The organism is Lacisediminihabitans sp., assembly GCF_043726815.1.
Lineage (GTDB): Bacteria > Actinomycetota > Actinomycetes > Actinomycetales > Microbacteriaceae > Lacisediminihabitans.
Genome location: NZ_JAYSJZ010000070.1, coordinates 30672 through 53425, shown reverse-complemented (window position 1 = coordinate 53425; position 22754 = coordinate 30672). Strand labels below are relative to the sequence as shown.

At 69.1% G+C, this 22754-nt stretch carries 18 protein-coding genes; 3 read left to right on the top strand and 15 right to left on the bottom strand.

The genetic code is table 11. The features are described 5' to 3' along the window. Nucleotides 1-20 precede the first annotated feature (20 nt). The 8 genes from nusA to ACHZD8_RS10150 form a co-directional block, all read right to left on the bottom strand. Nucleotides 21-1016 carry a transcription termination factor NusA gene (gene nusA, locus ACHZD8_RS10185; RefSeq protein ID WP_394770271.1) on the bottom strand — a complete coding sequence of 332 codons (996 nt, stop codon included), beginning with the start codon at nt 1014-1016 and terminating at the stop codon, nt 21-23. A gap of 185 nt (nt 1017-1201) precedes the next feature. Beyond that, entirely contained in the window at nt 1202-2131 is a 930-nt protein-coding gene (locus tag ACHZD8_RS10180; protein WP_394770269.1) for a hypothetical protein, read from the bottom strand. Between the two features lie 215 nt (nt 2132-2346). Further along, the gene (locus ACHZD8_RS10175; RefSeq protein WP_394770268.1) at nt 2347-4119 is read right to left on the bottom strand and encodes a proline--tRNA ligase; all 1773 of its coding nucleotides are present in this window, start codon (nt 4117-4119) and stop codon (nt 2347-2349) included. Between the two features lie 48 nt (nt 4120-4167). Further along, a complete protein-coding gene (gene ispG, locus ACHZD8_RS10170; RefSeq protein ID WP_394770266.1) occupies nt 4168-5316 on the bottom strand; it encodes a flavodoxin-dependent (E)-4-hydroxy-3-methylbut-2-enyl-diphosphate synthase in 1149 nt (382 codons plus the stop codon). Nucleotides 5317-5372: 56 nt separating this feature from the next. Further along, entirely contained in the window at nt 5373-6701 is a 1329-nt protein-coding gene (locus ACHZD8_RS10165; RefSeq protein ID WP_394770264.1) for a M50 family metallopeptidase, read from the bottom strand. A 64-nt stretch (nt 6702-6765) separates the two neighbouring features. Next, nucleotides 6766-7854 carry a 1-deoxy-D-xylulose-5-phosphate reductoisomerase gene (dxr, locus tag ACHZD8_RS10160; RefSeq protein ID WP_394770262.1) on the bottom strand — a complete coding sequence of 363 codons (1089 nt, stop codon included), beginning with the start codon at nt 7852-7854 and terminating at the stop codon, nt 6766-6768. Nucleotides 7855-7973: 119 nt separating this feature from the next. Continuing rightward, nucleotides 7974-8939, bottom strand: a complete 966-nt coding sequence (locus tag ACHZD8_RS10155) for an FKBP-type peptidyl-prolyl cis-trans isomerase (RefSeq protein WP_394770261.1) — start codon at nt 8937-8939, stop codon at nt 7974-7976. A 128-nt stretch (nt 8940-9067) separates the two neighbouring features. Next, nucleotides 9068-9535, bottom strand: coding sequence for an OsmC family protein (locus ACHZD8_RS10150; protein ID WP_394770259.1), 468 nt, complete (start codon nt 9533-9535; stop codon nt 9068-9070). A gap of 70 nt (nt 9536-9605) precedes the next feature. Between ACHZD8_RS10150 and gabT the strand changes: the two genes are divergently transcribed. After that, complete coding sequence (gabT, locus tag ACHZD8_RS10145) at nt 9606-10967, top strand: 4-aminobutyrate--2-oxoglutarate transaminase (RefSeq protein ID WP_394770257.1); 1362 nt, start codon at nt 9606-9608, stop codon at nt 10965-10967. Beyond that, the gene (locus ACHZD8_RS10140) at nt 10964-11947 is read left to right on the top strand and encodes an asparaginase (RefSeq protein WP_394770255.1); all 984 of its coding nucleotides are present in this window, start codon (nt 10964-10966) and stop codon (nt 11945-11947) included. Before gabT ends, ACHZD8_RS10140 begins: the two co-directional genes overlap by 4 nt. Before the next feature lie 22 nt (nt 11948-11969). Here ACHZD8_RS10140 and ACHZD8_RS10135 read toward each other — a convergent pair whose 3' ends face one another. The 5 genes from ACHZD8_RS10135 to ACHZD8_RS10115 are packed head-to-tail and all read right to left on the bottom strand — an operon-like array spanning nt 11970 to nt 17530. Beyond that, nucleotides 11970-13322: a transaminase gene (locus ACHZD8_RS10135; protein ID WP_394770254.1), complete on the bottom strand. Its 1353-nt coding sequence runs from the start codon at nt 13320-13322 to the stop codon at nt 11970-11972. Between the two features lie 2 nt (nt 13323-13324). Beyond that, nucleotides 13325-14155, bottom strand: coding sequence for an ABC transporter permease (locus ACHZD8_RS10130; RefSeq protein ID WP_394770379.1), 831 nt, complete (start codon nt 14153-14155; stop codon nt 13325-13327). A 32-nt stretch (nt 14156-14187) separates the two neighbouring features. Continuing rightward, a complete protein-coding gene (locus ACHZD8_RS10125) occupies nt 14188-15120 on the bottom strand; it encodes an ABC transporter permease (RefSeq protein ID WP_394770252.1) in 933 nt (310 codons plus the stop codon). 2 nt (nt 15121-15122) lie between these two features. Continuing rightward, nucleotides 15123-16322, bottom strand: a complete 1200-nt coding sequence (locus ACHZD8_RS10120) for an ABC transporter ATP-binding protein (RefSeq protein ID WP_394770250.1) — start codon at nt 16320-16322, stop codon at nt 15123-15125. After that, nucleotides 16322-17530, bottom strand: coding sequence for a PotD/PotF family extracellular solute-binding protein (locus ACHZD8_RS10115; protein ID WP_394770248.1), 1209 nt, complete (start codon nt 17528-17530; stop codon nt 16322-16324). Before ACHZD8_RS10115 ends, ACHZD8_RS10120 begins: the two co-directional genes overlap by 1 nt. A 248-nt stretch (nt 17531-17778) precedes the next feature. Between ACHZD8_RS10115 and ald the strand changes: the two genes are divergently transcribed. Beyond that, entirely contained in the window at nt 17779-18894 is a 1116-nt protein-coding gene (gene ald, locus ACHZD8_RS10110) for an alanine dehydrogenase (RefSeq protein ID WP_394770246.1), read from the top strand. Nucleotides 18895-18916: 22 nt separating this feature from the next. Here the strand turns inward: ald and ACHZD8_RS10105 are convergent, their stop codons facing one another. Beyond that, the gene (locus tag ACHZD8_RS10105) at nt 18917-21745 is read right to left on the bottom strand and encodes an FtsK/SpoIIIE domain-containing protein (RefSeq protein WP_394770245.1); all 2829 of its coding nucleotides are present in this window, start codon (nt 21743-21745) and stop codon (nt 18917-18919) included. A 93-nt stretch (nt 21746-21838) separates the two neighbouring features. Next, on the bottom strand, nt 21839-22750 hold the full coding sequence (locus ACHZD8_RS10100; protein WP_394770243.1) for a zinc ribbon domain-containing protein: 912 nt from the start codon (nt 22748-22750) through the stop codon (nt 21839-21841). Nucleotides 22751-22754 lie beyond the last annotated feature (4 nt).

The window sequence follows — 22754 nt, the reverse complement described above, 5'->3', positions numbered from 1 at the left end:
CGGATCGACATCCAGCGGTACTAGCTGTCTTCGAGAATCGAGTCGGGCTGGATGTCGATCCGTGCGCCCGTCAGCTTGGCGGCGAGGCGGGCGTTCTGGCCCTCCTTGCCGATGGCGAGCGAGAGCTGGTAGTCCGGAACGAGCGCGCGAACCGCCTTCGTCGAGGCGTCGATCACGTACGACGACGTCACCTTGGCCGGCGACAGGGCGTTCGCGACGAACGTCGCCAGGTCCTCGTTGTAGTCGACGATGTCGATCTTCTCGTTGTTCAGCTCGGCGGTGACGGCACGAACCCGCTGCCCCATCTCGCCGATGCAGGCGCCCTTTGCGTTGACCCCCGGCTCGTTCGCCTTCACCGCGATCTTCGTGCGATGTCCGGCCTCGCGGGCCAGGGACACGATCTCCACCACTCCGCTCGCGATCTCCGGCACCTCGAGGGCGAAGAGCTTGCGAACGAGGGACGGATGCGTGCGCGAGACGGTGATCTGAGGTCCCTTGACGCCCTTGCTCACGCTCGTCACGTAGACGCGGATGCGGGAGCCGTGCGCGTAGACCTCGCCCGGCACCTGCTCCTCGGGTGGCAGGATCGCCTCGACGGTGCCCAGGTCGACATGGATCATCCGGGGGTTCGGACCCTGCTGGATCATCCCGGCGACGATGTCGCCCTCGCGTCCCTTGAACTCGCCGAGCACCTTGTCGTCGCCGATGTCGCGCAGGCGCTGGTTGATCACCTGCTTCGCGGCGAACGCCCCGATCCGACCGAAGTCGCTCGGCACATCCTCCGCCTCGCCGATGACTTCGCCCTCATCGTTGAGCTCCGGAACGAAGATGCTCACGTGTCCGGACTTGCGGTCGAGCAACACCCGCGCCTGCGGGTTGCCGTCCTTGGTTTCGACGGCTCCGGTGTGCTTCAGGTAGGCCGTGAGAATCGCCTGCTCGATGATCACCACGAGTTCATCGAAGGGAATTTCGCGTTCGCGCTCCATGAGGCGTAAAACGCTCAGATCAATCTCCACCCGAGGGCCTCCACTATTCAACTAGTCCGTCGTGCACGAACCGCGCACACGACGTATCCCTCTAAGTTAGCAGCCCGTTGCCGCTGCTTACCCGCCTCGGCCTTCCGTCCGCCGACTGGGCAGAAGTGGCGCCACCGGTGCGCGGGAAGCGCCAATTCTGCCCACTCGGCGGATCGCAGTCGGCCTCAGCCGCGCCATCCGCGCTCTCGAAGGATGCCTTTCACCCTGTCGGTGAACTGCCCGGGCCGCACGAAGACGTTGTCGGCGGTGACCCGGATGTGCCGCCAGCCCGCGGCCTCGAAGAGCTCACGGCGCTCGATGTCGTTGCGGAAGGTTCGCGCATCGGTGCGATGCCCGTCGCCCTCGTAGTCGAAAAGCACCCTCCACTCCTCGAGCGTGAGGTCGGCGTGCAGGATGCGGCGACCTCCGTCGACGGGCGTCGCAAAATTCACCCGCGGCTCCGGGATGCCGGCGGCGACGAGCAGCAGCCGGGTGTGCGACTCGGGGCGCGAGTCAACGCCGAACCGAATGCGCGTCACCGCCCACGCGAGCTTCGTCACCCCTCGACCGCCGCGGAACCGTCGCACGGCGGCCTCAAGCATTGCGATCGAGGCGAGCGGTTCCGTGCGAGAGCCACCGGGCAAACGCCTCCCGGACACGAGGAAGTCACCGGCCGCGACGAGGTCCTCGCGAGAGAGGAATACCGCCAGGTGACACCAGGTCGTCGCCGGATCCGTCACCGGCAGGTCGCCGCAGATCGCGACGTCCCCCAGGGTGAGCCGATGCCCGACCACCGCTCGGGACCGCGGTCGAGACGCCGAGCCCCTCGAGGAGACGTGGAGCGGCGCGACAGCGATCGACTCGGGCAGGGGAACGCCGAGAACCGCGGCCGCGGTCGTGTGGCTGAAGACCTCCCCCGGCCCGAGTCTCGGCTCGTAGGCGCGGCACAGCCCGAGGATCGAGGCGAGGTCGAGATCGACGCAACTCACCCCGTGGAACGGATGCGCGACATCCGCACCGCGCAGTCGCCCCCGGGTGAGCGAGTGGCCGGCCGCATTACTCGTGAGGAAGGCGGTGCCGACGAGCCGGCGCGGGATCGGGACGATTCTCGGCATGCCTCATGGTCGACGGATCCGCCTCGCGGTGCGCCCGTTGTCCACAGACCCAGTTCTCCACAGGCGCCTGGCGGCACCTCGCGGAACCTCGCCCGGCGGGGTGAGTGGGCAATAGTGGCGCCACCCGTGAGGCTATGGCGCCACTATTGCCCACTCGGCGGGACTGCCGGGGCGAAGACGGCGCACGCAACGGCACGCGCTGCCCCAGGCGTGGCTCAGGCGAGCGCGGCGACGGCCTGCACGACCTCGTCGATGCCCACCGGGGTCTTCACTCCGGTGCGGCGATCCCACAACTCCACTTTGCCCTCGGCGACGCCCTTGCCCACGATCACGATCACCGGCACGCCGATGAGCTCGGCATCCCCGAACTTCACGCCGGGCGAGACCTTGGGGCGATCGTCGAAGAGCACGTCGAACCGGGCGTCCTCGAACTCGGCGACGAGCTTCTCCGCTGCCGCGTGAACCTCGAGCTCCTTCGTGGCCGCCACCACGTGCACGTCGAACGGCGAGACGTTTCGCGGCCAGATAAGGCCCCGCGCGTCGTTGTTGGCCTCCGCGATCACGGCGAGGATGCGGGTGACCCCGATGCCGTATGACCCCATGGTCACCGTGACGAGCTTGCCGTTCTCGTCGAGCACCTTGAGGCCGAGAGCCTCCGCGTACTTGCGGCCCAGCTGGAACACGTGACCGATCTCCATGCCGCGGGCCAGCTCCACCGGGCCGGATCCGTCCGGCGCGGGGTCGCCGGCGAGCACCTCGGCAACCTCGACCACGCCATCCGCCTCGAAGTCGCGGCCGGCCACCAGTCCGAAGACGTGCTTGCCGTGCTCGTTCGCGCCCGTGATCCAGCCGGAGCCGTCGGAGACGCGAGGGTCGAGGAGGAACCGGATGCCGGTCTCCGAGCGCACCCCGAGCACCGGCCCGGCCGCCGTCCAGGGACCGATGTAGCCCTTGACGAGCCCCGGGTGCCTCTGGAAGTCGGCCTCGGTGGCCGCCTCGACCTCGGCGGGCGCGAACGCCACCTCCGCGCGCTTGAGGTCGACGTCCCGGTCGCCGGGCAGGCCGACGACCACGAGTTCCCGCGTGCCGTCGAGGGCGGTGAGGGCCAGCACGATGTTCTTGAGCGTGTCGGCGGCGGTCCACGCGCGGCCGTCCGGTCGCGGGTGCTTCTCGTTGGCGACATCCACCAGGGTCTGGATCGTGGGCGTGTTGTGGGTGTCGAGCACCTCGGCCGGAGTCAGCTTCTCGTACGAGCGGGCCTCGGGCGCGATCGTGCGGAACGCCTCAACATTCGCCGCGTAGCCGCCGTTCGATCGCACGAAGGTGTCCTCGCCCACCGGGGTGGGGTGCAGGAACTCCTCGCTGCGGGATCCGCCCATCGCCCCGGCATCCGCCTCCACGATCACGTAGTCGAGTCCGAGCCGAGCGAAGATGCGCTCGTAGGCGTCCCGCTGCTTCTGGTACGACTCGTCCAGGCCGGCATCGGTGTAGTCGAAGGAGTACGCGTCCTTCATGGTGAATTCGCGGCCGCGAAGCAGGCCCGCGCGGGGACGCGCCTCGTCCCGGTACTTGTCTTGGATCTGGTAGATCGACAGAGGAAGGTCCTTGTAGCTGGAGTAGAGATCCTTCACCAGAAGGGTGAAGACCTCCTCGTGCGTGGGGGCGAGCAGGTAGTCGGCCCCCTTGCGGTCCTTGAGGCGGAAGATGCCGTCGCCGTAGTCGGTCCAGCGGTTGGTGACCTCGTAGGGCTCACGGGGCAGCAGGGCGGGGAAGTGCACCTCCTGGGCGCCGGCGTTCGCCATCTCCTCGCGGATGATCGCCTCGATCTTGCGGCGCACCTTGAGTCCGAGCGGCAGCCAGGCGAACACCCCGGGGGCCTGCCTCCTGATGTAGCCGGCGCGCACGAGAAGGCGATGGCTCGCCACCTCGGCGTCTGCCGGGTCTTCGCGGAGGGTGCGGACAAAGAGTTGGGAGAGGCGTGTTGGCACCCTCGCTACTTTACCGGGCGCGGGTGGGCGATCGGCGGACGGGTCGAGTCAGGCGGTGACGACCTCGGGCGACCCCACGGCTCCGGCCGGCATCTCCGCGGCGAGCCGGTTGGCCTCCTCGATGAGGGTCGCGACGATCTCCGACTCCGGAACGGTCTTGATGACCTCACCCTTGACGAAGATCTGCCCGCGCCCGTTGCCGCTCGCCACGCCGAGGTCCGCCTCGCGGGCCTCCCCCGGTCCGTTCACGACGCAGCCCATCACGGCGACGCGGAGCGGAACCGTCATCTTCTCCAGGCCGGCGGTCACGTCGTTGGCAAGCTGGTAGACATCCACCTGGGCGCGACCGCAACTCGGGCAGGACACGATCTCGAGCTTGCGCTCGCGCAGGTTGAGCGACTGCAGAATCTGCAGCCCCACCTTCACCTCCTGCACGGGCGGGGCGGAGAGGGACACGCGAATGGTGTCTCCGATCCCCTCGGAGAGCAGGATGCCGAAGGCCGTCGCGGACTTGATGGTGCCCTGGAACTCCGGCCCGGCCTCGGTCACGCCGAGGTGCAACGGCCAGTCGCCGCGCTCGGCGAGCAGCCGGTAGGCCTTCACCATGATGACGGGGTCGTTGTGCTTCACCGAGATCTTGAAGTCGTGAAAGTCGAGCTCCTCGAACAGGCTCGCCTCCCAGACCGCGCTCTCGACGAGCGCCTCGGGGGTGGCCTTGCCGTACTTCTGCAGCAGGGAGGGCTCGAGCGAGCCGGCGTTGACGCCGATCCGGATGCTCACGCCCGCCGCCTTGGCCGCCGCGGCGATCTTGCCGACCTGGTCGTCGAACTTGCGGATGTTGCCCGGGTTGACGCGAACGGCGCCGACCCCGGCGTCGATGGCGGTGAACACGTAGCGGGGCTGGAAGTGGATGTCGGCGATCACCGGGATCTGGCTCTTCGCCGCGATGATGTGCAGCACGTCCGCGTCGTCCTGGTGGGGAACGGCCACCCGCACGATGTCGCAGCCGGTGGCCGTGAGTTCGGCGATCTGCTGAAGCGTCGCATTGATGTTGGTGGTCTGCGTGGTGGTCATCGACTGCACGCTGACCTGGGCGTCGCCGCCCACCTTCACCTTGCCGACGGAGATCTGGCGGGTCTTGCGACGCGGGGCCAATACGGGAGGAGTCGAGGGCATACCCAAGTTGATTGCTGGCACGCCTCCGATTCTAAGCGTCCCCGGTGAACGCACGCTGGGCGGGCGCGCGATTGGCGCTATCCGATGGGGATGGGCTTGACGATGTCCGCATAGATCAGCAGCACGCTCATCGCGCCGAGGATGATCACCACGGCGAAGGTGAGCGGCACGAGCCTGGCCGTGTCGACCGGCCCCGGGTCGCGGCGCTTGAAGAGCTTGGCGAAGAAGCGCCGGATGGCCTCCCACAGCGCGCCGGCGACGTGGCCGCCGTCGAGGGGCATCAGCGGCACGAGGTTGAACACGAGCAGCGCGACGTTGAGCGACGCGATGATGCCGAGCAGGTAGGAGAAGCGCTCGACGAACGGGATCGTGTTGATGCTCGTGATCTCGCCGGCGAGGCGGCCGACGCCGACCACGCTGACCGGTCCGTTGGGGTCGCGGGCGCCGGGGCCGAACGCGGCGTTGGCGACATCCACGAGCCTGGCCGGGAGGTTGAGGATGAGGTGCACGTCCTGGCCGATGGTCGTGCCGACGGCCGGCAGCACGGCGGACACCGGCTGCTGCTTGAGCTCGTACGCGGCGCCGATGCCCAGGAAGCCGACCTTCTCGGTGACCGGCTTCTTGCTCGCGTCCTCGACGACCTTTCCGGCGGCGTCGTAGACGTAGCGCTCGGTGAGCAGCGGCGTGGCGCTGAGGTCAACCTTCTTGCCGTCGCGAAGCACCGTAATCGCGAGCGGGTCCCCCGCCGACGTGCGGATGATCGACGTCGCCTGGGTCCAGCTGTCGATGGCGGTGCCGTCGATGGTCAGGATCTTGTCGCCCGGCTTGATCCCGGCGGCCGCGCCAGGAGCGGCCGCGGCATCCGGAGTGCACTTCTGGCTCGCACTCGACGCCGGGACGACGCAGGCCGAGACGCTGCCGACGGTGGTGCTCAGCTGCTGGGTGCCGAAGCCGCAGAGCACGATGGCAAACAGCACGACGGCGATCACGAGGTTCATGAACGGGCCGCCGAGCATGATGATCACGCGCTTGTAGACCGGAAGCTTGTAGAAGACCCGGTTCTCGTCGCCCTGCTTGATCGTGTCGGCGCTCGCGGTCCTCGCGTCCTGCACGAGGCTCTGGAAGAAGCCGGTGCTCGCGCTCCTCGCCTTTCCGCTCTCGCGGGCCGGCGGATACATGCCGGCCATGGAGATGTAGCCACCGAGCGGGATCGCCTTCACGCCGTACTCCGTCTCGCCCCGCTTGCGCGAGAAGAGAGTGGGACCGAAGCCGATCATGTACTGGCCGACGCGCACCCCGAAGAGCTTCGCCGGCACGAGGTGGCCGACCTCGTGGAGCCCGATGGACACGGCGATGCCGACGAGCACGACAAGGATGCCAAGGATGTACAGCAGGACGGTTTCCACGGATCCAAGGATAAGCGCGTGACACTAGCAACTGGCTGTGTGCGCGGCCCCCGCTTTCGAGGGGCTAGCCGCGGGCGGAGAGCGCCGTCTCGGCGGCCTCCCGGGCCCAGCGCTCGGCGTCGAGAACGGCGTCGACGGTGAGCGCACCCTCCCGCGGGTCGTGGGCATCCACGATCGCCGCGACGGTGTCGAGGATGTCGAGATAGCCAATCCGACCGGCGTGGAACGCGTGCACCGCCTGCTCGTTCGCCGCGTTGAACACCGCCGGGAATGTGCCGCCCACCCTCCCGACGCTCTTGGCGAGCTCCACCGCCGGGAAGGCTTCGGTGTCGAGCGGCTCGAAGGTCCAGCTGCTCGCGGTCGTCCAGTCGAGGGGCGCGCCCACGCCGGGTACGCGGTTCGGCCAGTCGAGGCCGAGCGAGATGGGCAGCCGCATGTCGGGCGGCGAACACTGGGCGATCGTCGACCCGTCGACGAACTCGACCATCGAGTGCACGATGGACTGCGGATGCACCGTCACGTCGATCCGGTCGTACGGCACGTCGAAGAGGTAGTGTGCCTCGATCACCTCGAGCCCCTTGTTCACCAGGGTCGACGAGTTGGTGGTGACGACGAGCCCCATGTCCCAGGTCGGATGCGCGAGCGCCTCGGCGGGAGTCACGCCGCGCAGCGACTCGCGGCTGCGGCCCCTGAACGGTCCGCCCGAGGCGGTGAGCACGAGTCGACGCACCTCCTCGGCGGTTCCCGAGCGCAGGGCCTGGGCGATCGCGGAGTGCTCGGAGTCCACCGGCACGATCTGCCCGGGGCTCGCGAGGGCGGTCACGAGGTCGCCGCCCACGATGAGGCTCTCCTTGTTCGCGAGCGCGAGGGTGGTTCCCGTCTCGAGGGTGGCAAGCGTGCAGCCGAGTCCGACCGAGCCGGTGATGCCGTTGAGCACGACATCAGCGGCCACCGTCCGCACGAGCTGCTCGGCCTCGAGCTCGCCGAGCGCCGTGTGTTCGACGCCGAAGACGCGCGCCTGCTCGTCCATCGCGGCGCGGTTGGTGCCGGCCGCCAGCCCCACGACCTCGAACAGGTCGGGATGGGCCGCGATCACATCCAGCGCCTGCACGCCGATCGAACCGGTCGACCCCAGGATGATTACTCGGCGCATGACGCCATCCTTTCATCCCCCGCAGCAAACGACATCGCGGCAAACGAGACTGCCGCAACGACGAGAGCGTCGCCGCCACCCGGTGGGGCGGCGACGACGCTCTCGTCTCGGTGGTGCGACTACTGGGTGGCGAGGATGTCGATCACGAACACCAGGGTGTCCGTGCCGCTGATCCCGGCCTGGGCCTGGCCGGCGGCTCCGTAGCCGTCGGCGGGCGGGATCACGGCGAGCACCTGCGAGCCGACCTTCTGGCCGACGAGGGCCTTACCGAATCCGGGCACCACTCCCGAGGTCTGGAAGGTCGCCGGCGTGCCCTTGGTCCAGCTGGAGTCGAAGACCTTGCCGGTGCCCCAGATGACTCCCGTGTAGTGCACGGTGACGGATGCGCCGTCCTTGACGGTGGCGCCGCTGCCCTTCTTGAGATCGGCGATCTGCAGGGTCGTCGGCGCGTCGGCCTTGGGCACGGTGATCGTGGGGGCACCGCTCGCGGCGAGCTTGACCGTCGGCAGACCGGCCGGGGCGGGCTGCGCGGCGCCGTTCGCCTTCTTGAGGGCCGTGACCGGCTTCTTCGCGGTCACGACATCGATCACGAAGACTATCGAGTCCTTCGCGCCGATGCCGAGGCTCGGCGACCCGGTCTTGCCGAAGGCGTCGGCCGGCGGGATGATCGCCGAGACGCGCGATCCCTGCGGCGAGCACGCGACGGCCTTGTAGAGCCCCGGAATGAGGCTCTTCTTGTCGAGGGTGAGCGGCTGGGCCTTGGTCTTGCCGAATCCGGTCGAGTCGATCTTCTTGCCGGTGGTGGCGTTGAATACCGTGTAGTTGATGGTGACGGCGCTGCCCGACTGGGCGACGGCGCCCTTGCCCGTGATGTCCACCGTGCGCTCGGTGGCCTTCGCCGTGAGCGGCGTCGTGAACTTCACCGTCGGTTCCGCGCCGAACTTGCCCTTCACCGACACCTTGTCCGAACTCGCACCGGCCTTTGTCGCGACGCAGGAGCTGTCAGCGTTAGTGGTGGCCGAGCACGCGGCGAGCGAGAGTGCAAGCACACCCGCGAGAGCGATCGAGCTGAGGAATTTCGACACAAATCTGCTTTCTGAAGTTCGGGAGGGTTTCGGCAAGTATTCCCGACCGACCTTTGCGGAACCTGATCAGGGCCTGAATCAAGCGTACCGGAGCCGAATCGGCCGCGGCGACTCGGCCCCCGATGCCGCTATTCCGCGAAGATTCGCGGCTCGTGCAGCACCGCGAAGTTGACGGAGTTCGCGATGAAGCACTTCGCACCCGCCTCGTGGTGGAGTTCGAGGGCCAGGTCAGGGTCACCGGACGAGATGGTGACGATCGGGCGGAGGGTGGCGCTGGTGAAGTGGCCGCCGCCGTCCGCGGTCTGCACCATGGTGCCCTCCGCGGCATCCGTGTACGCCGTCACGACGACGCCGTTGGCCGCCGCGACGTGCAGGTAGCTGAGCATGTGGCACTGGCTGAGCGCGGCGAGGAGCAGCTCCTCGGGGTTCCACCGGTCGGCGTCGCCGTGAAACGTGCGGTCGCTCGACCCGCTGATGTCGTGCTTGCCGTCCGCGCGCACCACATGATCGCGGCCGTACGACTTGTAGTCGCTCGTTCCCGTGCCACGGTTGCCGAGCCACTCGATTTCGACCGCGTAATTGTGTTGGAGGATCACTCATTCCACGCTACCCCCTCCGCCGCCGCCCTTCGAGTTTCCGAGGCCGCGGCGATAGGCTCGATGCACCATGACTGACACGCTCGCTCCCCTGCAGACCACCGACCCGATCGTCCAGGAACGGCGAGTCGTCACCGCCATCCCCGGGCCCCTCTCCCAGGCGATCCACGCGCGACGCCTCGCGGTGATCCCGGGCGGCGTCTCCTCGGCCCTGCCGATCTATATCGCGCGGGCCCACGGGGCGATCGTCGTGGATGCGGACGGCAACCAGTACATCGACCTCGGCTCCGGCATCGGCGTCATGACGATCGGCCACACCGACGAGGCCGTCGTCGCTGCCGCCAGCGCGCAGCTCGCCCTCGTCACCCACGCGATGTTCACCATCACCCCGTACGAGTCGTACGTGCGCGTGGCCGAGCTGCTCGCCGAGCACACCCCGGGCGACTTCGCCAAGAAGACGGTGCTGCTCAACTCCGGCGCGGAGGCCGTCGAGAACGCCGTCAAGATCGCCCGCAAGTTCACCGGACGCCCCGGCGTGGCCGTGCTCGAGCACGCCTACCACGGTCGCACCAACCTCACGATGGCGATGACCTTCAAGGCCATGCCGTACAAGGCCGGCTTCGGTCCCTTTGCGGCCTCCATCCACCACGCGCCCAACTCCTACCCGTTCCGGGACGGACTGAGCGGCGCCGAGGCAGCGAAGCGCACGATCGGCTATCTCGAGAAGACCGTTGGCGCATCCGACCTGGCCTGCCTCGTCGTCGAGCCGATCCAGGGCGAGGGCGGCTTCGTCGTGCCGGCGGAGGGCTACCTCCCCGCGCTGCAGGAGTGGTGCAGCGCGAACGGGATCGTCTTCATCGCCGACGAGATCCAGAGCGGCATGGCCCGCACCGGGGCGTACTTCGCGAGCGAGCACTTCGGCGTGGTGCCCGACATGGTGCTCACGGCGAAGGGCATCGCCGGCGGCCTGCCGATCGCGGGTGTCACCGGCCGCGCGGAGATCATGGACTCGTCGCATCCCGGCGGGCTCGGCGGCACCTTCGCCGGAAACCCGGTGGCGGCCGCCGCCGCGGTGGCGGTGTTCGACGCCATCGAGAGCCGCAACCTGCTCGCGGACGGCAAGCGCATCGAGGGGGTGCTGCTGCCGGCGCTCCTCGCCCTGCAGGGGAAGTACGACGTGATCGGCGACGTGCGCGGAATCGGTGCCATGCTCGCCATCGAGCTGGTGCTCCCGGGCACGGGATCGACCACCAAGGAGCCGAATCCCGCCGCCGTGTCGGCCATCACCGCGTTCGCCGCTCAGCACGGCGTGCTGCTGCTCAGCGCTGGCACGTTCGGCAACATCATCCGCTTCCTGCCGAGCCTCGCCATCACCGACGAGCTGCTGCGCGACGCGATCGGCGTGCTCGACGACGCGTTCGCCGCCCTGTGAGCCACCCGCTCCTGGCGGCCGAGGCCGTCGAACTCGCGATCGTCTCGCGATCCGGTTTCGACGAGTCGCGGCACAGCGGCGCGGCCGTCGTCGTCTCCGCGGACGGCTCCGTCGCGCGGCAACTGGGCAACGGGGACGCGCTGATCTTCGGGCGATCCTCGCTCAAACTCTTCCAGGCGATCGCCGTGCTCCGGGCCGGCGTCGAACTCGAGGGCGCCCAGCTCGTGCTCGCGTCGGCGAGCCACGGCGGCACGGTCGAGCACCTGCGCATCGTCGAGCAGTTGCTCGCGAGGGCGGGCGTCGGCGCCGAGGCGCTGCAGTGCCCGATCGACTGGCCGCTCGACGGCACGGCGCGGCACGCGTCGGCCACCCCCAGCCGGCTGCAGATGAACTGCTCGGGCAAACACGCGGCGTTCCTGCTGGCCTGCGTGACGAACGGCTGGCCGACGGAGACCTACCTCGAACAGAACCATCCGCTCCAGCTGCTCATCCGCTCCACGATCGAGGAGTTCACCGGCGAGGCGATCGAACGCGTCGGGGTGGACGGATGCGGCGCCCCCGTCTTCGCGACCACCCTCCGGGGTCTCGCCACCGGCGCGGGCCGCGTCGCATCGGCGACCACCGACGGCGGCGACCCGGATGCGGCGAGGCTGTCGGCGGCCATCCGCGAGAACCCCTGGGCCATCGATGGCGTCGGCCGACCCAACACCGTGGTGATCGAGGAGCTCGGCATCGTCGCGAAGGGCGGCGCGGAGGGCGTGATGGTGATGGGCCTGGCCGACGGCACCGCCGTGGCTCTCAAGATCCTGGACGGCGGCGCGCGGGCGGCGACCCTGGTCGCCATCGAGCTGCTCGCCTCGGTGGGCGCGGTAACCCGGCCGGACGCCGACCGGGTGATCGCCCTCACCACCGACGAGGTTCTCGGCGGCGGCGTGCCGGTGGGGCGCCTGCGGGCGTCGGAGCTCGTGCTCGGGCTCTGACGCCGGCACGGGCGACGCGGCGCTACGCGAAGAGCGCCGCGACCGCCTCGCGGAACGCTGCAGTGTGACGTTCGACGTCGGCGGCCGTGGTGGCCGGGCTCATGAGCGCCATGTTGTGGAACGGCGTGATGAGGATGCCGCGGTTGAGGGCGTGCAGGTGCAGGTACTGCTGAAGCTCGAAGTCGTCTGCCGCGGCGGCCTCCGCCCCGTCGACGGGCGGGGTGCTGCGAAAGCTGTACTCGGACCTGGCCCCGAGCTGGGTCACCTGCCACGGCACGTCGAACTCGTCGAGGGCCGCCTGCACCCCCACCGTCCACTCGGTGGCCCGATCGATCATGCCCACGAACGCGGAGGCGGTGAGCACCTCGGAGAGAGTCGCTCGGATGCCGGCCAGGGAGAGCGCATTTCCGGCGAGCGTGCCGCCCACTCCCCCCACGTCGATGTCCTCGAGGTCGAGGCTCGCGCGAACGAGGGCCGCGAACGACGCCGTCATTCCGTACGCGCCGGCCGGAATTCCACCGCCGATGCTCTTGCCGACCACCACGGCATCCGGGTCGAGTCCGTCCCGGGCGATCATGCCGCCCGGGCCGGCGCAGAGCGTGTGCGTCTCGTCGATGATGAGGATCACGCCGTACCTGGTGCACAGCTCGCGGACGGCCGCGTGGTAGCCGGGAGCCGGCAGCACGATTCCGATGTTGGTCAGCGCCGGCTCCATGAGCATCGCGGCGATCTCACCGGTGGCGAGAACGCGCTCGAGGGCGGCGACGTCGTTGAACGGAACGACGGCGGTCGTGAGCGACGGCGGCACGGGAGCACCGATCGTGCCTCGGCGCTCCACCACCGCGCCCCGGTGATCGAGGGTGGCATACGCCTCGTCGACGGTGCCGTGGTAGCAGTAGTCGTGCACGACTATCTTGCGGCGGCCGGTCACCTGGCGCGCGTAACGGATGAGGCTGCGGTTGGCGTCCGTGGCCGAGAGGCTGAACTGCCAGCTCGGCACCCCGAACCGGTCGGCGAGCAGCGTGGCCGCCGCGGCGGCATCGGCCGTGGGGAGCATGAACGTGGAACCGCGACCCAGCTGCGCGGTGATCGCCGCGACCGCGGCAGGCGGGGCGTGGCCGCACATGGCGCCGGTGTCGCCGAGGCACAGGTCGACGTGGTCCATGCCGTCCGCGTCCACGAAGTGCGCGCCGCTCGCGCTCTCGACGTAGACCGGCCAGGGCCCAGGCCACTTCGCCATCCAGAGCATGGGGACGCCGTCCGGAAGGTGCGGGAGCGCCTCGGCGAAGAGCGCCTCCGAGCGCGGCCTCGCCGCGGCGAAGGTCTGCATCTCGATCTGCCAGAGCTCGGCCAGCCGCTCTCGATCCTGGTACACGGCTACTGCACCTTCGCGAGTCGCTTGCGCCTGGCCGCCGCAGAGATCTGCTGGGCGAGCACGAGCACGATCGCGAGGATGAAGACCGCGGACGCGATGACGTTCGCCTCGGCCGGCACCCCCCGCGCGGCGGACACGTAGATGAACTTGGGGAAGGTGTCCGTGGTTCCGGAGTTGAAGTTGGTGATGATGAAGTCGTCGAAGCTCAGCGCGAACGAGAGCAGGGCCGCCGCGACGATGCCCGGCAGCAGGAGCGGGAAGGTGATGCGCCAGAAGACCTGGCCGGGTGAGGCGTAGAGGTCGCGTCCGGCCTCCTCGAGCGCCGGGTCGAGGCTCGTGACCCTCGCCTTCACCGTCACGACCACGAAGCTGATGCAGAACATGGTGTGGGCGAGGATGATCGTGCCGAGCCCCATGTCCGCCCCCAGACCGAGGAACTCGGCGGCCAGTCCGGCGCCGAGCACGACCTCGGGGGTCGCCATCGGCAGGAACAGCAGAAGGTTCACCCCGGTGCGGAAGCGGAAGCGGTAGCGCACGAGGGCGATCGCTATCGCCGTGCCGAGGGTGGTGGCGGCGAGGGTGGCGATGACACCGATCAGGATGCTGTTGCCGAAAGCCTCGCAGACCCCCTGCGCCGCGCAGACATTCGTCCACTTGTCGAGGGTGAAGCCTCGCCAGGAGATGTTCGACTTGAGCGAGTCGTTGAACGAGAACACGAAGGTGTACACGATCGGCACGAGCAGGAAGATCAGCGCGAGCCCTGCGTACACGGGGAGCAGCCAGCGACCGAGGCTGAACCGGGCCCTGGACGGTCGTGGTGCCGGGGTCTCCATCACCGCGCCGAGGGCGCGCGCCTCCTGGAGCGTCACAGCAGCCCCTCCGTTCCGGTCTTCCAGACATAGACCGACAGCAGGATGTAGACGATCACGAGCACGAGGATCGCCGACATCAGGATTATCGACAGGGCGGCGGCGGCGGGGTAATTCTGCAACTCGAAGAAGTTGCTGTCGATCACGTTGCCGATCATGGTCGTGCCCGTGCCACCGAGAAACTGCCGACTCGCATTGACGTAGTCGCCCGCGGCCGGGATGAACGTGAGGAGCACCCCCGAGATGATGCCGGGCGCCGAGAGCGGAAGGGTGATCGTGCGGAAGGTGGTGAACGGCCGTGCGTAGAGGTCGCTGCCGGCCTCCAGGTATCGGGTGTCGAGCCGCTCGAGCACCGCGTAGAGCGGGAGGGTCATGAACGGGATGAAGTTGTAGGTGAGTCCGAAGATCACCGAGAACGGGGTTCCGGTGATGTGCGCGTCCGGCGCCATGAGGGAGAGTCCCTTGAGCGCCGAGACGAGGAACGACTCGTCCGACAGCATCGACTTCCACGCCATCGTGCGCAGCAGGAAGCTGATGAAGAACGGCGCGATCACCAGCACCAGCAGGAGGTTCTGCAGGAGCGGCCGGTGCCGCACCTTCACCGCGATGAAGTAGGCCAGCGGGTAGCTGAACAGCAGCGCGAACACCGTCGCGACCAGCGAGTAGCCGAACGATCTCAGGATCTGCGGGGTGTACTGCGCGATCACCGTGGCATAGTTGCCGATCTCGAAGCCGGGCACGAACTGCCCGATGTCACCGGACGGCGACGGCGCCTGCAGCGAGGTCGTCACGAGGGTGAAGAGCGGAACCAGGAAGAAGATCACGAGGTAGAGCACGCCGGGGGCGAGAAGCAGGAGGGCGATCTTGCTTCGGCGTTTTGGCGCCTGCTCCTGGGCTGGCGCCGCGCTGGCGAATGCTGAGAAGGCCACGGTTATGCCTCCTCGAGCTCCGACATGAGGGCGCGCTTCTTCTCGAGCGCGATGGATGCCGTGTCGGTGTCCGAGCTGAAGCGCGGCTGCCTGGGCGCCTCATCCTCCAGCCCGAATCCGTGCTCGACCTTCCAGCTCACCCAGGTCTCCGTTCCCTCGCCGACCAGCGGACCCACGCCCATGTTCTGCGCGAAGACCACGATCGAGCCGAGGCCCGGGATGGCGACGATGTACTGGGTGCTCACTCCGCTGAACGACACGTCGATGACCCGGCCCGGTCCGAGCAGGTTCGTGCCGGCCTCGGGCTTCGGCTCGGTCACGTGCAGCGTCAGCTTCTCGGGCCGGGCACCGACGGTGACCTCGCCGGAGTGACGCTGGGCGCGGGACTTGGGAACGACGATCTTGTTGCCCTCGACGTTGACCGAGATACTGTCGGCGGTCGTGCCCTCGACGGGGCCGGTGAAGAGGTTCGACTGGCCGAGGAAGTTGGCGACGAAGGCAGTGCGCGGAAGCTCGTAGAGCACCTCGGGCGCGCCGAGCTGCTCGATCTTGCCCTTGTTCATCACCGCGACCGTGTCGGCCATGGTCATGGCCTCCTCCTGGTCGTGGGTCACGTGCAGGAAGGTGAGCCCCACCTCCTCCTGGATTGACTTGAGCTCCAGCTGCATCTGCCGGCGGAGCTTGAGGTCGAGGGCGCCGAGCGGCTCGTCGAGCAGCAGCAGCGCCGGGCGGTTCACGATCGCCCGCGCGAGGGCCACGCGCTGCTGCTGTCCGCCGGACAACTGCTGCGGGCGGCGGGCGGCCAGGTGATCGAGCTCGACCAGGCGCAGCGCCTCGTGGGCCTTGCCCGTCGCATCCGCGATCTTGCGGCGACGCAGGCCGAACGCCACGTTCTCGATGATCGTCATGTGCGGGAAGAGCGCATAGCTCTGGAACACGGTGTTGACCGGCCGCTGGTACGGCTTCGTGTCCGTGACATCCTTGCCGCCGATGAGGATGCGACCGGCGGTCGCCTCCTCGAGGCCGGCGACGAGACGCAGCGTCGTCGTCTTGCCGCAGCCCGAAGGCCCGAGCAGGGCGAAGAACGAGCCGGCCGGGATCGTGAGATCCATGCCCTCGATCGCGGTGAACCCGGGGAATCGCTTCTGGATTCCCACGAGCTCCAGGTCGGCGCCGGACTCGGCGAAGACTCCGCCCGCCATTACGAGCCCAGCAGCACGGCCTGGAAGGCCGCCCCGTACTTGCTCTCTTCGGCGCCCGTGAGGGTGCGGAAGATCTTGGTCTTGGCGAGCGTGTCCTCGTTAGGGAAGATGAGCTGGTTGTCGGCGAGCGCCGGATCGATCTTCTGCATGGCCTCCTTCGCGCCGACGACGGGGGTGATGTAGTTGACCCACGCGGCGACCTGCGCGGCCACCTCCGGCTCGTAGTAGTAGTCGATGAGCTTCTCGGCGTTCGCCTTCTCGCTCGACCCGACCGGGATGAGGAAGTTGTCGTTCCAGAGCGTGCCACCCGCGGTCGGGATCGCGAACTCCCACTTGTCTCCGGCCTCCGCGTTGATCACGGTGATGTCGCCTGACCAGCAGATCGCGGCGAGGGTGTCCTCGCTCTTGAGGTCTTCGAGGTAGGCGTTGCCCTTGATGTTGCGGATCTGGCCGTCCGAGACCTGCTTCTTGAAGACCTCGATGGCGCTGTCGAATTCCTTGTCGCCCCACTTGCTCGAGATGTCGACGCCGTTCTGCATCATGATGAGGCCCATGGTGTCGCGCATCTCGGAGAGCACGCCGACGCGGCCCTTGAGCGACTTGTCCCAGAGGTCGTCGACCGACTTGAGGCCGTTCGGCAGCTTCTCCTTGTTCCAGCAGATGCCGGCGAAGCCGCCCTGCCAGGGCAGGGAATGCTTGCGTCCCGGGTCGAAGTCGGGGTTCTGCAGCGTCGGGGTGAGGTTCTTGGCGTTGGGGATCTTCGACTTGTCGAATTCCTGCGTGTAGCCGAGCCGGATGAGGCGACCGACCATCCAGTCGGTGAGGCACACCACGTCGGCACCGATGTCCTGGCCCAGCGCGAGCTGGCCCTTCACCTTGCCGTAGTAGGTGTTGTTGTCGTCGACAGCCACGTCGTACTTGACCTTGATGCCGGTCTGCTTCTCGAATTCGACCAGGGTGGGGTAGTTGCCCTTGTCGTCCTCGTCCAGGTAGGCGGCCCAGTTCGCCCAGTTGAGCGCCTTCACCGAGTCGGACTTGTCCTTCGCCGGGGTGGGCTTCGTCGCTCCGCCGCTGGAGCAGGCCGCCAGGGTCAGAGCCGCGGCCCCGATCCCTGCCCCCTGCAGGATGTTGCGCCTCGTGATCGGCGCCTGCCTTGCTTGCTGGATCAACCGCTGGATCATCGGGTCTTGGGGCATTGATCTGGTCATCGAGGGTACTCCTTGAGCGACGGGAACATGACGCGGACACCGGCGTCCCGCATGCGTCGATACTTGCACAGTGGCGGGGCGAACCGCACCCAAAATGGGGCAAATCCCCCATCACGAAACACAATCTTTACGAAATCAGCACCAGAGCGCCCATTTTCGGTGCGGATTCGTGTGTCTGCCGAGACTACGCTTGGAGTTGCGTCAACAACGTCGTTGGCTGCCGAGGGTCGTGTCGAGTCAGGAGTGCAATGAAGATCGCCGTGCCAACAGAGGTCAAGAACAACGAGTTCCGGGTGGCCATCACCCCGGCCGGGGTGCACGACCTCACGTCCAATGGACACGAGGTGCTGATCCAGGCGGGGGCCGGGCTCGGCTCTTCGATCCCCGACGAGGAATACGTGGCGGCCGGGGCGACGATCACCGCCGACGCCGCGACCACCTGGGCCGCCGCCGACCTCCTGCTCAAGGTCAAGGAGCCGGTGGAGAGCGAATACGGCCACTTCCGCGACGGCCTGCTGCTCTTCACGTACCTTCACCTCGCCGCCGAGCGCCGACTCACCGACGAACTTCTCGCAGCCAGGGTCACCGCCATCGCCTACGAGACGGTGCAACTCCCGTCGAGGGCCCTTCCCCTCCTCGCCCCGATGAGCGAGGTCGCCGGCAGGCTCGCGCCCATCGTCGGGGCGAACGCGATGCTCAAGCCCAACGGTGGTCCCGGGCTGCTCGTTCCCGGCGTGCCCGGCACCCGCCCCGCCCGCGTGGTCGTGCTCGGCGGCGGCGTCGCCGGCACCAACGCCGTCTCGGTTGCGGTGGGCCTCGGCGCCGAGGTCGTCGTGCTGGACACGAACATCCAGCGGCTGCGCGAACTGGACGCCCTGTACGCGGGTCGCGTGCAGACCATCGCGTCGAACAGCTTCGAAATCGAGAGGGCCTGCATCTCGGCCGACCTCGTGATCGGCTCGGTGCTGGTGCCGGGCGCGAAGGCCCCGAAGCTGGTGAGCAACGACCTGGTGTCGCGGATGAAGCCGGGAAGCGTGCTCGTCGACATCGCCGTCGACCAGGGCGGCTGCTTCGAAGACAGCCACCCCACGACGCACGCGGACCCCACGTTCACCGTGCACCGTTCGCTCTTCTACTGCGTGGCGAACATGCCGGGCGCCGTGCCGAACACCTCCACCTACGCGCTGACCAACGCGACGCTGCCCTACGTGCGCTCCATCGCGAGTCTTGGCTGGAGGGATGCCCTGCGCGGGGATCCCGCCCTCGCCCTCGGGCTGAACACCCACGCGGGGCACCTCGTCAACGGGCCGGTCGCCACGGCGAACGGCCTCGAGTTCCAGTCCGTCGAGAGTGTTCTGGCCTGACCGGTCGACCGCACTGAGCGGATCAGCCGGGCTCCTGGTCTGGCAGCGCGCGCACCCGGCGCAATGACCCGTCCGGCTCGAGCAGCCAGCCGTCCGTCGACCGCCGAACTATCGGCGGCGGCAGGCGGCGCTGGCCGCTGACCGCCCGGAACTCGGCCGGGGTGCAGGCGTGAAACAGCAATGAGGTCGAGCCGCGGACGCTCGAGGCGAGACCCCACGCGGCCTGCCAGGCGTCCGGGTCGCCCACGATCACGGCCCGCGCGCCGGCACCGGTCACATCGACGGCGGGTCCGGTGGCGCTCGAGTCCCGTGAACGCAACTGCACAATCGGCTCGGAGCGCCCGGCCCGCCTCATGGCCAGCTCGAACGCCTCGGGCGTGGTCGACACCACCGCGCGACGCGAGCCGTCCGACCAGTCGACCCGCTCCACCTCGACCGAGTCGGGCTCGAGCGGGTCTGCCGGAGCGAGCGCGAGCTGCACGCGGTTGCCGAACCACTCGCCCCGACCGGGAGGAGCCGCCGGGTCGAACCAGGCCGCCTCTCCCCCGGCCATCAGGTGGTCCTGCCGTCCCGGCAGGCGCAGGATGAGTCTCGAATCGCACAGCTCGGCCACGCCGTGCAGGGCCGCCGTGATCCGGCGCACCGTGAGTGCGACGCCCCGGCCGGCGGACGAGCCGCCTCTCAGCACCGCGAGCATCATGTCCACGAACGGCTGCTGGTGCTCTTCGGGCAGTCGGGCGACGATCGCGTCGAGGTCGTCCACCACGACGAGCGCCGGCGGCCTCCCGGCGAGCTCGCGCTCGAGGAACTCCCACGCCTCGTCGACCGACGCGGGCATCACCCTCACGACCGCGGCCGACGCGAGCACCCGCACCAGGTTCGACTTGCCCGAGCGATGCCCACCGACCACGAGCAGGTTGCCGTGGCCGGCCGCGTCATAGGCGGCGATGGCCCGGCGCTGTTCGGAGGGGATGTCGAGCAGCCCGATCGGCACCCCCTTCGCGTCGGCGCCCAGCCCGGACAAGGGGACGACGGCCGGAAGGTCGTCGCACCATGGCCGACGCGGGGCGACATCGCTCGGAGGGCGCGCGGCCGCGACCCGGCGCACGTCGTCTGGCGTCACGAGCGCGACCCTGATCGGTCGCGCGCCCTCGCCGTCGAGGCTCACCACGGCGGCTCCCGGCCGGCCAGCCGGCAGCGCGGCGGCGACGGCCGAACCGACCACGGCCACGCTGTCTGCCGCGTTGTTCACCCTCAGCGAGATCCGCAGCCTCGCGTTCGCGAGCACCGCATCCCGCACCACCCCCGCCGGTCGTTGCGTGCAGAGGATGAGATGAATGCCGAGCGAGCGACCGCGGGCCGCCAGGTCGGCGAAGAGGGCGTGCAGCTCCGGCAGGTCGGCGACCATGGCGGCGAACTCGTCGACGACGATCACGAGGCGCGCGAGGGCCTCCCCCGGCGGCATCCCCCCGATGTCCCGGGCGCCCAGCCGGGCGAGGTACGCCTCGCGAAATCGGATCTCCGCCCCCAGACTCAGGATCGCCCGCTCCGCCACCCGCGCGTCGAGATCGGTGACGATGCCGACCACGTGCGGGAGCCCGGCGATCGCCGCGAACGAGGCGCCGCCCTTGAAGTCGACGAGCAGGAAGGTGACCTCGTCCGGGCCGTGCGCGGCGGCCATCGCCAGGATCCAACTCTGCAGAAGTTCGCTCTTGCCGCTGCCCGTCGTGCCACCGACCACGGCATGCGGACCGTGGGCCACGAGATCCACCGCGAACGGTTCGCCCTCGCTGGTGCCGAAGACGCACTCGAGGGAGAATCCGGCCGCCGAGCCCACCGGGAGCGCCGAGAAGACGGGGTCCGGCGCCTCGGCCCGTGCCGCCCGGCCGACGCCGCGAGCCTCCGCGGCGGCGGCGAGAAACAGCGCGCGCTCGAGAGCGGCCTCGCGGGAGGCGAAGACCGCGACGATGGGCCGGCTCTCCTCGCCCGGGCATCTCACTACCCGCGCGGACGCGCCCGAGCGCACCCCGAGCACGACGCGACACTCGGCCGGGAGACCCGTGACCGCCTCCGCGACCGCCACCAGCACGGAGCGGCCCTGCCAGACCCACTCGACCCGATCCGCGCCGGCGGGCGCGTCGAGCACAGGGTGCGGCAGGGATCGCAGCCACTGCCAGGCCGCGCCGGGCGGCACGGCGAGTGAGGAGTCCCGGGGCGGGAGCGACCCGGCGAGCTGCAGCAGAATTTCGCGCGCGGCCGCGTTCGCGAGCGCGGACGGGCCGCACACCCCGATGCCGAGGAACGGGTCGACGAGCAACGGAACGTCCGCCAGGTGGGCGGCATGGGAACGCAGATCGGCCAGGCGCTCCTCGGCGGCCGAGGGCGCCTGCGAGGCCGGGGCCTCCGCGATCCGGAGCGAGCTGCCACCGACGCGCAACCCCAGGCTGACCCGGACGCCATCGTGGTCGTCGAGACGCCACCGCTCCGGGTCGCCAGGAACGTCGCGCGGCGTGCCGCGAATCCGCTCGACTTCGGCGACGAGCCTCGCGCGCTCCTCGGCGTGGAGTTCGTCGATGAGGCGTCTGGTGCTCGCCACCTGCCCGTCGAACCGTCTCCATTCACGCTTGGCGTGCCGACGGCCGTGCAGCCGACCGTCGACCAGGCTCGCGACGGCGATGACGGGGCCGAGCACGGCGAAGGCCAGCGCGTACGGCGACCCGGTGATCGCCCACATCCCCACGGAGACCGCCACCGGGGCGACCGTGGCGACGAGGGGCAGCGCGTGGTGCGGTGGACTCTCCGGCGCGAGCGGCAACGCTATTCCGCGGGGTTCGGGGGGACTGCTGGACACGCGAGACAGGAAATCACGCCCGAGGATGCGCCCGGGAGACCGGCGAGACGGCGCGGATCGCCCAGGAGACGGCGCGTGATAGTGGAGGAGTGGTCAGCTCACGATGAAGAACTGCTCGCCGATTTCCACTCGCGTGCCCCGCATGATCCGGTGCCGCTTGTTCGGCTCGCACCGCACGGGGGCCGAATCCGGCTCGCGCACGATCGTCCCGTTTCCGGAGAACCGGTCGGCAATCCAGAAGCTGCCGTCGTCCTGCCCGAACTCGAGGTGGGTCTTGGAGACCGAGCGGCTCGGGTCGAGCACTCGCACGAGCTGGTCGACGTATTCCCCGGGCTCCACCTTGGGGTTGCGGCCGACGAGCCCGGTGCCGTAGACCGTGAAGCTCTCCCCCGTGCTGAATTGGAGCACGAAGCGCGCCCCGTTCTCCCGCCGCACGATCCGGGTCGCCTCCACGTCGCCCGCGTCGGCCTGGGTCGACGGGGTGGGCGTCGCGACGCCCGCCGCGGGGTCGGTCGGGTGCACGGGAGGGCCTGCCGACAAGCGTCCCGATGTCGACCGCTCCGGCGACGATCGTTCTGGTTCGGCGGGGGCCTCGGCCACCGGCAGTATGTCCACCGCGGGAGGCGCGGGTTCCGGCTCGCGTGCGGCGGGCATCTCGCTCGCCTCGACACGCTCGATGCGATCGATGCGATCGATGACCACGGTGTCGCGCGGGCGACTGAACGTGTCACTCACGGCCCGAGACACGTTGCCGCATTCGCCGCAGAAGATGTCGTCGGCAGCCATCAAGCTGCCGCACTGCTCGCACAGCAGCACGCTGCCGGGCGCGACGAGCGGCTGCGCCACCGGCCGACTGGCCTCGCCGAGCGCGCCAGTACGCACCGCGGGAGTCTGAACCCGCGGCAACCGACCGGTCGGTAGCTGCGATTGCGCCACCGCACGTCCACATTCGCCGCAGAACAGGGCCCCCACCGGCAACTCAGTCCCGCAATACGTGCATCTCACCGTG

What these genes read in the sequence shown, in the direction of transcription:
- gabT (WP_394770257.1), top strand. Translation starts at nt 9,606, where the DNA reads ATGACTGACACGCTCGCTCCCCTGCAGACCACCGACCCGATCGTCCAG.
- ACHZD8_RS10115 (WP_394770248.1), bottom strand. Translation starts at nt 17,530, where the DNA reads ATGACCAGATCAATGCCCCAAGACCCGATGATCCAGCGGTTGATCCAG.
- ald (WP_394770246.1), top strand. Translation starts at nt 17,779, where the DNA reads ATGAAGATCGCCGTGCCAACAGAGGTCAAGAACAACGAGTTCCGGGTG.
- ACHZD8_RS10180 (WP_394770269.1), bottom strand. Translation starts at nt 2,131, where the DNA reads ATGCCGAGAATCGTCCCGATCCCGCGCCGGCTCGTCGGCACCGCCTTC.
- ACHZD8_RS10120 (WP_394770250.1), bottom strand. Translation starts at nt 16,322, where the DNA reads ATGGCGGGCGGAGTCTTCGCCGAGTCCGGCGCCGACCTGGAGCTCGTG.
- ACHZD8_RS10130 (WP_394770379.1), bottom strand. Translation starts at nt 14,155, where the DNA reads ATGGAGACCCCGGCACCACGACCGTCCAGGGCCCGGTTCAGCCTCGGT.
- dxr (WP_394770262.1), bottom strand. Translation starts at nt 7,854, where the DNA reads ATGCGCCGAGTAATCATCCTGGGGTCGACCGGTTCGATCGGCGTGCAG.